We start from the raw sequence: 14,522 nt of genomic DNA, 5'->3' as shown, positions 1-14,522 counted from the left end.
AAAAACCGTTGTGGTGATTTCCAATAACTTAGTTTTACATAAAAAAATCCCCGCCTATTGAGCGGGGATTTTTTAATTCTATTTTAAACAGTGATATCAGCTAGGTTACCCTTCTGCTCAAGCCACTGCTTACGATCTGCTGAACGTTTTTTAGCAAGCAATTTATCAAGTAAACCAGCTGTAAAATGAGCATCATCTAGATCGAGCTGAACTAAACGACGCGTGTTTGGATCCATGGTCGTTTCACGTAGCTGAATCGCGTTCATCTCACCCAATCCTTTGAATCGGGTAATTTGCGGATTACGATTACCTTTGATATTTTTCAAAATAGTTTCAAGTTCATCATCATCAAGCGCGTAATGGACATCTTTACCAATATCAATACGGAACAATGGTGGCATCGCCACATACAAATGACCTTCTTCAACCAATGTTGGAAAGTGTTTAACGAATAAAGCACAAAGCAACGTCGCAATGTGTAAACCGTCCGAGTCCGCATCGGCCAAAATACAGATTTTGCCATAACGCAGCTCTGATAAATCATCACTGCCAGGGTCTACACCAATCGCAATCGCAATGTCGTGAACCTCTTGAGAAGCGAGTACTTCATCTGAAGAAACTTCCCACGTATTTAAGATTTTTCCACGAATTGGCATGATTGCCTGAAAGTTTTTATCGCGCGCTTGCTTGGCACTACCGCCAGCAGAGTCACCCTCGACAATAAATAACTCACTGTCCTCACGTGTTTGACCAACACAATCTGCCAATTTACCCGGCAATGCAGGGCCGGAAACAATTTTTTTACGCTCGACTTTCTTTGCTGCTTTTAAACGACGACCAGCTTTAGAAATCGCCATTTCTGCCAATTGCATGGCAATTTCAGCATGTTGGTTTAGCCAGAGTGAAAAAGCATCTTTAGCAATATTTAAAACAATATTTGATGCTTCACGACTCGAAAGACGCTCTTTGGTTTGACCTGAAAACTGCGGTTCTTGGAACTTGAGCGACAAGATATAGTTCACGCCATCCCAAACATCTTCTGCCGAAAGTTTAAGATTACGCGGTAACAAGTTACGCAATTCACAGAACTCACGTAACGCCTCGGTCACGCCTGAACGTAAACCGTTCACATGCGTACCGCCTTGTGCAGTTGGAATCAAGTTGACGTAACTTTCTTGAACCTGCTCACCGCCTTCTACATTCCAGCAAATCGCAAACTCACAGGCTGCGCGGTCTGCTTGTCCACTACTTACAAATGCAGGGTTTGGCAAAATTTCGCGGTCTTGTAATTCATCCATCAAATAATCGACGAGGCCATTTTCAAACTGCCATTCGATTTTTTCATCATTAATTTGATCGATATAAATAATTTTTAAACCAGCTGCTAATACAGCTTTCGCTTTTAAATTATGTTTGAGTGCTTTTAACGCAAATTTTGGACTATCAAAATATTTCGCTTCCGGCCAAAAATGTACCGTTGTACCTGTCGCGCGTTTTGGAGCTTTACCTTCGAGAACGGCTAAAGGTGCTACGGGTTCACCTTGCTCAAAGGCCATTTGATATAGGTTACCCTGGCGTTGAACCTCGACCTCAACACGTGTTGATAAAGCGTTTACAACCGAAATACCCACACCATGCAAACCACCTGAAAACTGGTAGTTATCGGTGCTGAATTTACCGCCCGCATGCAGCTTGGTCAGAATGATTTCGATACCACTTTGGCCATATTCAGGGTGAATATCCACTGGCATACCACGGCCATTATCTTCAACAGACAATGAACCATCTTTATAAACTGTGACACATATTTTGTCGGCATGACCAGCTAATGCTTCATCAACAGCATTATCAATAACTTCTTGGGCTAAATGGTTAGGTCGAGTCGTATCGGTATACATCCCTGGACGACGACGAACAGGGTCTAAACCAGAAAGGACTTCAAGCGATTGAGCCGTATATTGTGTCACGTTGTACGTTTTCCTTATTTGATGGTGTGCGCAAAGAATTCGATCACTAACGGTAATTTTTCTTCAAAATCTTCCATAGCATGATTGCCATGAGCATCCGTCAAAATCAATGAGGATGGCGTTGCAGCACTATAATAGCGTTGTGCTTGACGATAATCCAAAATTTCGTCGCCTTGTTGCAACAAGACGAGTATTTTGTCAGCATTTTCAGGTTGTTTCAGTTCCAAGTGTTGTAATTGTCGCAACTGAATATGGTCAATTGACCATTGATCATTCACCACATAGGGCATGCTTTCAACTTGGAATAACTCATCAAACAACTTCCATGGTTGCATAGCAGGGTTAATCAGTACAGCCGGAATATTATATTTCGCGACAAAATATGTCGCAAAAAATCCGCCGAGACTACTACCAACTAAAGCCACGTCTTGCAACGATTCAATCAGCGCTGAAACTTGCTCTACCACTAGATTAGGAGATCTGTTTAGGTCTGGCAAATGCACATTTATGCCTAATTCGCTACAATACTGCTTCAGGCTTAGCCCTTTAATTGAAGAAGAGCTACTATTAAAGCCATGGAGGTAGATAATATTCATATATTTCCCTCTAAATTGAGAATAAAATCACATTTTTGTTCTCAGTTTGTATATAAAAACACTATTGTCAGACAAGAAAAACCACTCAACTAACCATTCATCAGTATTTTAAAAACATGTGTTATTTAAACTACTAAGATGGAAACGTTTACTGCCGTTGATAAAAAGTACAGCTTAAAACGTCGGTTATAACGTATATGGGGAAAAGATATGCCGAGCTTAACACCACTACATGAAACTTATTGTAAATGGGATCGTACGCCACCGAGTCAGGCAGACGTACTAGAAGGTTTAGCTCAACTGTTCAGTACCAGCTTAAATGGTGTACATGAATTAATACAAGTTATTAATATTGAAGTATTAAAAAATGCTTTTGGTGTGAGCACACAAAATGCTAAAAACTTTCAAAAACGACCATTTGTGCAAAAGGCATATCAATTTTCTTATGGCGCTTTACAAAAATATGGTAGCCACTTTTTAGCGCCAAGCTTACGTCACATTATTGAAAAATATCCCACACTTCACGAAAAACCACTCACCCCGAGCTTACATTTTTTAGTCGGAATTTTGAATGGAATTTTTGGGGATTATCTACTTAAACAGCACAGTCCTCTCGCTTTACCAATGGTGCTATACGATCACTACGGTGCAATACAACAAGGGGAACTTGCAGGACGTATTGTAATTTTGGTTCATGGTTTGTGTATGAATCATCTTAGTTGGTCAAATGCACATTATGGCGGTATTGGGGAGCGCCTGTTAGCACAGCGCGACCATAACACGATGCTGTATTTAAACTACAATACAGGTCGACGTATTTCAGCCAATGGACGCAGTTTTTCAAATTTATTAGAAGATTTGGTACAACGTAATCCAAGAATTACCAGTATTGATATCATTGGTCATAGTATGGGCGGACTAGTTTCTCGCAGTGCCTTGTTTTATGGCAAACAAAATATGTATCAATGGATTCATATGGTCGAGAATCTAGTCTGCATTGGCTCTCCACATCATGGTGCAGTGTTGGAGCGTTTTGGTTTTACTATACAAGATAAGCTCGGGGCCTTCCCTTTTGTGGGTTTACTCGGTCAACTGGTTAATATTCGTAGTAATGGCATTTTAGACTTACGCCACGGTAGCGTGCGTGATGACGACTGGGAATATATGGATGCCCGAATTGGCATGATGGATGATAACCGTGCCCCAGCTCCGTTACCTTCCCATATCAATACCTTTTTAGTGGCAGGCACACTCGAATTTGAAAAAGTACGCAACAAAGCGTTGACCGTAATTGGCGATTACTTGGTGAGTGTGAAAAGCGCGCTGGGTGAACATCCTAATCCACGTTTTCAGCTCAAAGTTCCAGACTCTCACAAAGCCGTGTTTTATGGCTTAAATCACTTTGAAATTCAGTATCACTCGAGTGTTGCGGAACAGATTACTCGCTGGCTCTACCCTAATGTTAATGATTATGTGCAAGAAGGTATTCAAACTCATATTATTGATATGCCGAACTATACGCTCGAAGATTTAGAAGGAATTGTAGAGACGTAAAAAAGCCCAACTTATGTTGGGCTTTTTAAATTTAAATTGTTTTCAAGATCATAAATCCATTAATAATTTTTATCTAACCATTTTTTAATTTCAGAAATGGTTTTATATTTATAATAGACTTTCCCCTCCGAAATCCCTTCAAAACCCTCTGCATTACTACCTAATATATTTGTTATATTTTTCAGATTTAAAATCTTATTTTCACTAATTTGATATAGGTTAACTTGATACATTTCTCCTTCTATTTGTGGAGTACAAGAGTAATATGCTGAATTAATAGTAATCAATATTGGAGGTTTTCTTTTAGTTGATTTATAGATACTGACAGCTAAAAGTTTAGGACTTTCTTTAGCTGCAAAATCAGAGTAATCACCAACGAATATTTTCTTCTCTTGATCTCCAAAATAACCTTTAAGATATGAACCTTCTGAAGACTCACATATATAATTATAAAATTTATAATCATTTTTCTTAAATATATTTAATTTTACTTGTTGGTCAATATTACATTGATCCTTTGCAAATAAATTATAACTATATGTTTCCAATAATAAGAACACAGAAAAAATAAGGGGTATCTTATCATTTAAAATAATCATATTATCTTGTCAAAAAATATTATCTAGCTAGAGGGAATTTAATATTTTTTTAAAAAATAAATTCTTTCTTTTGTCATTTCAGTTTGACATTTTATAGCTTCAAAATGGCTCTCTCTACCATATTCATTTTCATCTGCAACGCATACAGCTTCCTTTTCTTTAATCCAGTCTCTTTGAGATTCTCTTAACTTTTCTTTATTTCCTTTAGATAGGTTTGAGATCTTTTTTTGATATAATGCATTCAATATTTTATCATTTTTCTTATAATCAGCTAAATAACAGTTCAATATGTCATTAAAAACCGTACTATCTGGAATACAAACTGAACCAACTTTATCTGCGAAGGCACATGAAGAAATGAAGATAGTTAAAATATAAGTTTGAATTTTTTTATTCATAACAAGCACACTTTAATCCTTTTTCAAAAATATTCGCTTCTTCTCTTCGACGTTTGCCCACACCACTATTTCCTTTTGGTCCCGTTTTATTCCAAAGTTTAGACATATCTCTTAAAATATTAGGGATTTCTTCAGGCTTTTTATTTTTTAATGCGTCTTGAACTTGTCTCATATGCTTACGTGTTAAACCTTTTTTAGGGGGTTTTGGATCTACTAAACCTGGTCCTCTATTAAAAACTAAAGAAAGTAACACCCCTTGGCAATGTGGGTGTAAGGTTAGGGTTTCAGGATAAATAGATAATACCTGATTTGCATAACGTGTTTTTAATACAATTGCTAATTTCAATGCATTATCTTTAGTAATCGTAATATCTGATAACTTCTGGATAAGGTTATGGGCATTATTACCCTTTTTACCTTGTGCGATCATTAAACGCTCTATTTGATCTTTAGTATAAAATTTTGCTAAATCTTGTTGAATTTGTGATTTCGATTGTTGACCTAAATCATATCCTATAGCGATTGTAACCCCACTTGAATCATCACCTGGATGATAAGGTCTTGGCTCATATCTTTCAAATTCTAATATTTTTTTCCACATTTCCATCGAAATAATATAGGGTCCAGGTGTAGTATCAAATGAAATAGTCTGAACTACGCATTCAGATGGGCAGTCTTTAGCCTTAACTTTCTTATTAATCTCTGGATCATTCTGTGCCGTACTGCCTTTTGTTATATCTACATCCAAATGGAATTCAACAGGGTTGTTTTTAACTCGTGTTGCCATATAGGTTTGTGTCTTTAAAGGCTTACCATCAGGCTTATACACCGTAAATTCTAGTTTCTGCCCTACCATGCTTTGTAATGGTAATTTTCCATTCGATATACTAAAAAGTTGTTTTTTACCATTCTCTACAACTAACATTTCCACATTAGTTTTTTCTACAATGTAGTCACTTCCATCTCGATCTAAAATTTTAATCGTAGATGCACTTTTAAATTTTTCATAAGGCTCATCTAATTTAATAAAATTTGGTTGGGAACTACCGTTAGCAGAATTTATTGAGCTTTTTAAAACAAATATATCCTTTGATGTTAATACTAAGACCTCTATATCTCTATTAGGTGATGAGCATACTTCTACTATGCCTTCATCATTTGTATATTTATCGGGTGAATTTCCTTTACCTTTTGGTCGTGATTGAACAGGAAAGTTTTTCATAACTTTTCCATTAATATCAACAATTTTAAAAAAAGTGCTTACAATTCCTTTGATTGAACTGGTTTTCTTTACTTGTTGATATTCATCAATTGTTTTTGGCAACTGGACTTTAATAGGATTTTTTTCTGAGGAATGAATAGAAGAGTTTATCGTTTTAAATACTGCATAATCTTTTTGATAAGGAGGCTTTGCTAATATCTCAACAGTTCTATTTGGCGAAGCTTGAAATACAAACAGACCGAGCTTATCAGTTTTTTGGATATTAGCATTTAATGAATCTTTATATCTAGATTGTACATTTAAGTTAATAATCTGCTTTCCAGATTTATCATAAAACTTAGCAGTAATAGTGACTAATTTACTCATTAATCAAAACTCCTCTTCTGTATAGACATCATCATTTTCTTCGTCATACAAAAGTGTTTCCTCTAAAAGCTCATCAATATTTTCACTATCAGGTATATTTTGCTTTAACTGAATATAATCAGAATTAAAAATCATTGCCGTAAAATCTGCTTCTTCTGGTGTATAAAACCGTAATGAGCTTAAATTATTTTTATTATCAAGCTCATTTTTATAGGTTTTTATAAGGCTATTATTCTTTTTATTTATAATAAATAGTTCTTTTTTATCTTTCGAATTTATATTCCAGTTATAGTTAATTTTATTACTAAAAGGTGTTTTTATAGTAGGTAAGCTTATCTTTGGAACAACAATATTCGCGCCGCTCATAAATAAATGCTGACCTGCCTTAACCTCAAGCTTGCCCCCAGTTACAGGAAAAATACCAGAACTATTAATCTTGAGTTGTGAGCCGTCCGCAGTGAGTATAATTTCTTTTGGGCTAATTATTTCGATTCTATCTTCTGTTGAAATAATCTGTATCCCTTTTCGTGCAATGATATCTGTACCATCACTTTGTGCTTGTAACTCAATTTTGCCCTTACCCGCATACATTCTTGCTCCATCTTGAGCTGCAAAAAAACTTATCTTATTTTGGGCATGAGCAATCAAATTCTTTTGAGTACTCAGGTTAATACTATCACCAGCAGTTTGGCTAATCTGTCCATCTGCACTCAGATGAATATCTTCATTACTTGCAACTGCTATACTATTTGGCGCACTTAACACCATAATCGCTTGTTTAAATGCAGTAGCTTTATCTTTGTCTTTCTGTTCAATCTGATCTAAAAAGTTTTTTAAATGATCAAGAACTTCCAACGGATCTGTCTGCTGATTTTTAGCAACTTCACTTAGAGCTTTACTATTGTTTAACCCGCCTTCAAGCTGTTGTTTGGTTTCATTCGCATCAAGGTGAAGTCCTTGAGCTTGATCTTGTTTGTGAGTACTAATGTATAAACCGTTTCCAGCACGCACTGCTCCCCACGCATCTGTTCTAAGCTCAAAGCCTTCTCCACGTCCTTGGCTCGTCGCTTGTTCTTTCGGATGACTTAAGTTACCTAAGTTCAGTTGCGTCGCTGCATGACTACTTTGTAGTTGGGTACTGATTTGCCCTGTTGTGTCATCAAAACGCAATTGGTTAAAACCACTACCACTGATTTCCTGACTGCGGATCCCGCTTAGTTTTTTAGTCGCAGGAAGCTGCCCTTTTACATCGAACTTGGTTGGCGAACGCTGCGCTTCATGGATACGCCCCGTCACGAATGGACGGTCAATATTGCCATCAAAGAAGTCTATGACAACCACTTCACCAATACGTGGCAAGAAGCGTGCTCCATAGCCTTCGCCAGCCCAAGGAGTTAGTACATCAACCCAAGCCGAGTCAGTATCGTTGTCATTGCTCCCTGCACCACCGTCATGTCCATGATCATCACTACGGGTAAATAGAAAACGTACTTTTATACGACCCCATTCATCGACATGAATGGTCTCTCCCTCTGGCCCCACGACTTTCGCTCTTTGTGGGTAGGCAATTGGTCGATGCTGTTCTGGATGATATTCAGGTGCAGTTTTAATTTGACGGCGTATTAAGGTCAGCTCATTACCTTGGCGCTCAATATCTTCATAACCATGTTTATCCCAACGACTTTGGGTTAACAACTGGCTAACTTGCTGATGCAAATCTTTCGGTAGGTTATTTTGGTTATAGAAATTTTTAGCAATGATGAGGAACTCTTGGTCAGCCCCTTCATGCTGATCAATTTCTGGATGCCCCTGTAGATTAAACCAATAACCAACTTGGCTATCACGGACACTACTATAGGCCTTAAAGTATTTGGCCTGACTCGCATACATATTCGTGAAGTGCTGATTTAATTTCTCTAGCTGATTACCACTTGAAGCGGTAGCCTGATCTTCCCCTTTTAAATCTTGCATCCAAGCTGGGCTCATGTGCCATGCTTGTTCAAGGCTCAAACTCGCTGAATCAAACTGCTCTGAATGTATGTGTGTAGTAATAACTGAACCTACACCTTCTTCGTGTGCCAGAGCATCCGGTTGCCAACGCTGCACATGTACCGCTGTCGGCTGCAAAGTCCGCACTGCTACAAAACCTGTAATGCTATCTTGATATTCTGTTGCACTACTGCGGTGATAACGAATGCTGCGACGTTCTAAAGCTTGGTACTGGCTATTGTCATCAATGAGTCTTAGTTTTTGAGCCTGTATTGGCACAGTAAAATGAGGTACAAAAAGTTCGGCTTCATCAATTAGCCAGCTAACGCCTTCACTTCGCCATAAGCGTGTCAGAAAGTCATAATCAGATTCATTGTGCTGCATGATAAATGGGCGAATATCATAGCTCTGGCTTAACCCACTAAGATCAAGACTTAAACTTGTCGCAAAAAGCTGACTTTTTTCTTGCCATTCTTTAAATAAAACTTCCGCGACTTCAATAATACTTTTATTCATAAAAACACGACTATTACGGCGCTTGTGCCATAAATTTGTCGCGTCTTTTAAGGTAAGTTTATAAAGCGTTAAAGCACCGTCACTTTGGCCATAACTGGCTTCCGTTACAATTCCTGTAGTTCGAAATAATTTTCCTGAATCAGTGACCTGATCAACAGCAACTTGCACTCCTATAAACTGCTTCAATGCAATTTGTGCACTTGTCGAAAGGCAAATCAACTCAGCTTCAATTTCCCCATTTAGCTGGTGTTGGCCCTCGATACGCTGTAAAAAAACTTGGTTATTGAGTAGTTCATTAGAAAATTGCACGTGAATCGCGCGTTTCTGTGCACTTAACCCTATTTTTTCCAAAACATTAAAGATATTAAAAAACATTTTTTATAATCATAAGGATATAAAACGGCTGCACTTTATAAAAAACAGACCTATCTGTCTATATCATTATTCTTTTTTTCAATTTGTTTTTTTATAGTTTGATTAATTATAAAACAATAAAAAAAGCCCAATATAATTTTGGGCTTTTTTTTAATCTGTTTAAACTTACTTTTTAGCAGTCTTAAACACTGGATAAAAACGGAATAACTGCCATAAGCAGACCAGTAAGAGCAAAACGAAATAAACCAATGACCAAACTGGTAAAGATTGACCTAAAAAGGTCCAATCAATTGCAGCACACTCACCTGAACCAGAAAGCACTTCTTGCAAAACTGCTTTCATAGGTAAAGCATCAATTAAATAATTTAAACCCGGTCCACAACTCGGTACTTGATCTGCGGGTAAATGCTGTATCCACACATGACGCCCTGCCACACCGACTGACCATAAAATTGCAATGCCAGCCAAAAATGCATAAAAGCGTTTAATCGCATTGGAAACTGGGTTATGCAAAAAAGCGACGAGCGCCACAAAACCCATCGCCATTAAGCCAACACGTTGAAAAATACAGAGCGGACATGGCTCTAAACCTTTTACATGTTCCAGATACAACGCAAAAGACATGCCGACAATACTTGCTAAAACAAGTAGCCCACTCACCAAACGGTAACTTAATCGCATGTAAAACCTCGTTTTATTATCGATATTGTTCAAGATATTGATCAAAACTGACCTGAGTATCTTGCTCAAGTTGTTCTTGCTGCTGTAACGACTGTACAGCCAATTGTTCAAAATGTTTCAAGGTTTCCACACTAAGCTCATGCTGTTCATAACTTTCAGCATGTAATTGCGCCATGTGGCTACCAAAACTCCAAGTTCCACCATGCTTTAACGTATCGTCAATAACATGGGCAGATAAAGTCTCATCAACTTCATCAATTCGTGCTTGCATGATCGCTAATGCTGAACCATACAAGTCCGTTGCGTAAGTCTGATCAAGTAGCTGTGCACAATCTTGCATTTTTGCAATATATAAACGTGCCCAATCTTCGATGTGATATGACCCTGTTAAATCTGTAATGGTTGCGTTCGGTGCTCGACCTCGGTTTACCACCTCGGTCTGATTTTTCTCAACCAAGTCTTGCTCTGGACCTAACAAGTCTGGGCTATCACTTAACAGACAATAAAGTGCTAGCACTTCAAGGAAGCCTGCCGTTGTTTCATCAACGCCAATTGCCGAGTATGGGTTTACATCAACAGCACGTAGCTCAACATATCCCACCCCTCGATTTTTCAAAGCTTGAGACGGCGTTTCACCTTTTTGAGGCACCTGTTTTGGACGTACGAGACTGTAATATTCATTCTCGATCTGCAAAACATGATCATTAATTTGCAACGGCTCACCAGAGGCATCATTTAACCCTAAACGGCTAAATGGTGGGTAAGGAGAATGAACGGCTTTTTGTAAACCATCCAGATAGCCAGACAAATTATTGTAATGAATACCTAAGCTTTTTTGAGCTGAGTTTTGATAGCCCAATCGTCCCATACGGAGTGCTGTAGCATACGGTAAATAGTATGAACCTTTGATTAAAGGTAACAACTGATGTTTATGTCCAGTTAAGAAACAACGGCATACTGTTGGGCTAGCACCCACTAAAAACATAACTAACGGTGTTAAACGGATAAAATTACGAATAAGGCCAAAATAACGATGGCTACGATAATCCTGCAAACTTAATGATTTTAATTGTTCGTCAGTTTCATGAGCTTGTAGCTCGGCAAAAAGTGTATCTGGAAAAGATAAATTGTAATGCACGCCTGAAATGGTCTGCATACGGCGACCATATCGAATTCCCAGCCCACGGCGGTATAGTGTTTTAAAACGACCAATATTAGAGGTGCCGTATTGTGCTAGACGAATTCGTTCTTCATTGTCATCTAACATACATGGCATAGACAGCGGCCAGAGTTTCTCACCATTTTCTAAATGACGATGCACAACCGCATGAATATCGGTGAGCTCATTCAAAGCCTCACCAATGGTTGGCTTAGGTGAGGTAATAAACTCCATTAATGCTTCTGAATAATCAGTCGTAATTTGTGGATGTGTTAAAGCCGAACCCAATGCCTTTGGATGTAACTCTTGTGATAAGAACCCATTACTTTGCATACGTAGGCTTTCACGCTCTATTCCACGTAACATGCCTTGTAGTAGCGACGAATCCACCCAAGCAGGAATAACTGATTGAGAGGGTGTAGTGGGTTGACTCATGCATTTGCTCGCTTATTAAAGATCACTATATACAAAATCGTGAGATGATACGGCTATTTATATACTCACATCATTCCAGTTTGGCAATTTTTATCACAATCTTGTTATTTAAGACACGAAAGAATTGTGATTTTATTGAAGAATAATTGCTAAAGAGTTGTCAATATCATGAACGAACAAGACATTTTAAACTTCTGGTTTTCTCCTGAACACCGTTCACTTTGGTTTGCAAAAAGTGATGATTTTGACAAAAAAATCCGTGAAAATTTTTCTGACGTTCATCGACAGGCAACTCAAGCAGAACTGTGGTCTTGGCGAAAAACAGCGGAAGGCCGTTTGGCAGAGATTATTGTACTAGACCAGTTTTCTCGCAACATTTATCGTGATCAACCCGAATCTTTTGCCTATGACAGTTTGGCATTAGCTTTGGCACAAGAAACGATTAGCTTACAACTCGATGCACAGCTTAATCCAGAGCAACGTTCTTTTTTATATATGCCGTTTATGCATAGTGAATCAAAATTGATTCATGAATTTGCCTTAAAACTCTTTCAACGCCTTGGCAATGAAATTAATTTAAGTTTTGAGAAAAAGCATAAAGTCATTATTGATCGCTTTGGACGCTATCCTCATCGAAATACCATTCTCGGGCGTGTTTCCACTCCAGAGGAAACCGAATTTTTATTAGAACCGAACAGTAGTTTTTAAAACTTCTTAATTTTTAATGCTGAGTCATCTATTTTTCAATGCTCAGCTGGGAGTTCATCATGAAATATCTCTCTCTTTGTTTAGCCTTAGGCACTGCCTTAACTTTAACTGCGTGTGCAACGACTCCAAGTAAACCAAGAACCTTTGATCAGCTTGGCCAGTTTTCAGCATATCCTCTAAATGCCCAAACGTTCCGTATTAGTTTTCAAGCCGACCCAAATATGAGTTATGGCAGAGCTGAAGAAATTACCTTGGTGAAATCAGCACAAACGACGATACAAAAAGGTTTCCGCTTTTTTAAAGTGCAAAATGATCCAAGTAATCAGAGCCAGAAACCGCCACGTCAGGCTGTGGTTTATCCATCAGCTCCAAGCTTTTATCCATATGGTTATGGTCGTCGCTACCCAGGTTTCTGGCATGATCCGTTCTATGATTACCCACAAGTGGTCAATATCGACCCTGTTCAAGTGTCGTATACTATTGAATGCTATCGGGATCAAAAGCAGGCTCCACAGGATGCTTTTGATGCAACCTTGATCTTGAAATCAATCGGACAAAAATATGGATTGAGTCCGACAGGAGAGCTGTTGCCACCGCCTGAGCCTCCAGTAAAACAAAAATGAATAGGATAAATTTATGAACATGGCAGAAGAAGTTCACCACGTGCCCAGTCTTAAACGTAGCAAATATTTTGCTACTCTGGCGCTTATTATTGTCGTTGTGCTGTGGATTGCACTGATGGTGGCTGATCGTTTTCTGCCAGAGTACACAGGTTTTATTCATATTTTAATGTTAGGGGCAGAAGCCGGTGTAGTCGGTGGTTTAGCCGACTGGTACGCGATTACGGTTCTGTTTCGGAACCCATTTGGTAAGTTACCCATTCCTAAGTTTTTACGCGACCACACCGAAATTATTCCGCGCAACAAAGCTCGTATTGCAGAGTCAATGGGTCGTTTTGTACAAGAAAATTTTCTTTCGCCTCAAGTGGTCGAACGAAGCTTAGAAAAAACTGACTTAAGCCTCGCAATTGGCCAATGGTTAGCAAGCCCACAAAACAATACCCAAGTGGTGCAGCTCATTCAGCAAACTGTTCCGAAAATTTTTGAGTTTGTTAGCCAAGATCAAATTGCCAATTTTGTGCAAAACAATAGTGTGCAATGGGTACGTAATACTGAAGTCAATAAACTCGCAAGTGAAATGCTACGCGCGGTATTGGAAAATGATTTCCATCAAGACGTTTTACAGCGTGGACTCGATATCGCGCATGAATGGGTGGTACAAAACCCAGATAAAACCCGTGAATTAACCCGAAAAATGTTTAAAGCACTTGGTGTCTGGTCACTTGCAAAAGGCGCAAGCTGGATTGGTATTGATGTTCAACAACGTACCATCGATTCACTGGTTGAAAAAGTAGAATCGATGCTGGCAGACCCTGAACACCCATGGCGACAAGAAATTGAAACCATTGCCCACTCTCTCATGCTTGAGCTGGCAAAACCAGACAGCGTTGCTAGTCAACGTCTCAACAGCGGTAAAGATGCCCTTCTCGATAGTCCACAAGTCCTCAATTTCATCAGTGGCGCTGTTACGATTTTGTGTAATGCCATTAAAGAAGATTTAATGAAAGAAGACTCTGGCATTGCAATGAACCTAAGAGCAGCTATTCAGCAACTAGGTGAAAACCTTGTTCAAAATGCCAAAGTACGTGAAGTTCTCAACAAAGAAATGACAGGACTTGCGCTGACTTTTACAGATCAATATAGCCATAAAATCATCCGCTATGTCAGTGAACGCATTCATGAATGGGATTCACGCGAAATGATCGGGAAAATTGAAAATGAAGTCGGTGGCGACCTACATATGATCCGAGTAAATGGCGTTGTAGTCGGTGCATTTATTGGTTTAAGCCTCGGTGTAATTCGAGCAGTGATTGAATCAATTTTATAACTTTAAATAT

The 14,522-nt window shown here is 38.5% G+C and carries 12 protein-coding genes; 4 read left to right on the top strand and 8 right to left on the bottom strand.

Annotation, left to right across the window (positions count from 1 at the left end):
- Positions 1-83: 83 nt before the first annotated feature.
- Positions 84-1,967: a DNA topoisomerase IV subunit B gene (parE, locus tag AOLE_RS00615; RefSeq protein ID WP_005300564.1), complete on the bottom strand. Its 1,884-nt coding sequence runs from the start codon at positions 1,965-1,967 to the stop codon at positions 84-86.
- A gap of 14 nt (positions 1,968-1,981) precedes the next feature.
- Complete coding sequence (locus AOLE_RS00610; RefSeq protein ID WP_005300561.1) at positions 1,982-2,563, bottom strand: YqiA/YcfP family alpha/beta fold hydrolase; 582 nt, start codon at positions 2,561-2,563, stop codon at positions 1,982-1,984.
- A gap of 210 nt (positions 2,564-2,773) precedes the next feature.
- On the opposite strand from AOLE_RS00610, the gene AOLE_RS00605 reads away from it, so the two are divergent.
- Entirely contained in the window at positions 2,774-4,117 is a 1,344-nt protein-coding gene (locus AOLE_RS00605; protein WP_005300558.1) for an alpha/beta fold hydrolase, read from the top strand.
- Between the two features lie 59 nt (positions 4,118-4,176).
- On the opposite strand, the gene AOLE_RS20535 is transcribed toward AOLE_RS00605, so the two are convergent.
- From AOLE_RS20535 to gshA, 6 genes are all read right to left on the bottom strand, one after another.
- On the bottom strand, positions 4,177-4,716 hold the full coding sequence (locus AOLE_RS20535; RefSeq protein ID WP_013196578.1) for a hypothetical protein: 540 nt from the start codon (positions 4,714-4,716) through the stop codon (positions 4,177-4,179).
- 38 nt (positions 4,717-4,754) lie between these two features.
- Positions 4,755-5,114, bottom strand: a complete 360-nt coding sequence (locus AOLE_RS00595) for a lysozyme inhibitor LprI family protein (protein WP_013196577.1) — start codon at positions 5,112-5,114, stop codon at positions 4,755-4,757.
- The gene (locus tag AOLE_RS20530) at positions 5,107-6,702 is read right to left on the bottom strand and encodes a pesticin C-terminus-like muramidase (RefSeq protein ID WP_013196576.1); all 1,596 of its coding nucleotides are present in this window, start codon (positions 6,700-6,702) and stop codon (positions 5,107-5,109) included. Before AOLE_RS20530 ends, AOLE_RS00595 begins: the two co-directional genes overlap by 8 nt.
- Positions 6,703-6,705: 3 nt before the next feature.
- A complete protein-coding gene (locus tag AOLE_RS00585; protein ID WP_013196575.1) occupies positions 6,706-9,582 on the bottom strand; it encodes a type VI secretion system Vgr family protein in 2,877 nt (958 codons plus the stop codon).
- Between the two features lie 165 nt (positions 9,583-9,747).
- Positions 9,748-10,263, bottom strand: coding sequence for a disulfide bond formation protein B (locus AOLE_RS00580; protein WP_005300544.1), 516 nt, complete (start codon positions 10,261-10,263; stop codon positions 9,748-9,750).
- Positions 10,264-10,279: 16 nt separating this feature from the next.
- Positions 10,280-11,857, bottom strand: coding sequence for a glutamate--cysteine ligase (gene gshA / locus AOLE_RS00575; RefSeq protein WP_013196574.1), 1,578 nt, complete (start codon positions 11,855-11,857; stop codon positions 10,280-10,282).
- 168 nt (positions 11,858-12,025) lie between these two features.
- Here gshA and AOLE_RS00570 point away from each other — a divergent pair, with 168 nt between their 5' ends.
- From AOLE_RS00570 to AOLE_RS00560, 3 genes are read left to right on the top strand one after another with little or no spacing between them, the layout of a single operon-like run.
- The gene (locus AOLE_RS00570; protein ID WP_005300536.1) at positions 12,026-12,565 is read left to right on the top strand and encodes a DUF924 family protein; all 540 of its coding nucleotides are present in this window, start codon (positions 12,026-12,028) and stop codon (positions 12,563-12,565) included.
- A 59-nt stretch (positions 12,566-12,624) separates the two neighbouring features.
- Positions 12,625-13,188, top strand: a complete 564-nt coding sequence (locus AOLE_RS00565; RefSeq protein WP_013196573.1) for a CC0125/CC1285 family lipoprotein — start codon at positions 12,625-12,627, stop codon at positions 13,186-13,188.
- Positions 13,189-13,201: 13 nt separating this feature from the next.
- On the top strand, positions 13,202-14,512 hold the full coding sequence (locus AOLE_RS00560; RefSeq protein ID WP_013196572.1) for a DUF445 domain-containing protein: 1,311 nt from the start codon (positions 13,202-13,204) through the stop codon (positions 14,510-14,512).
- The last annotated feature ends 10 nt before the right edge of the window (positions 14,513-14,522 follow it).

The organism is Acinetobacter oleivorans DR1 (assembly GCF_000196795.1).
Classification (GTDB): domain Bacteria; phylum Pseudomonadota; class Gammaproteobacteria; order Pseudomonadales; family Moraxellaceae; genus Acinetobacter; species Acinetobacter oleivorans.
This window is presented reverse-complemented; position numbering and strand designations above follow the sequence as displayed.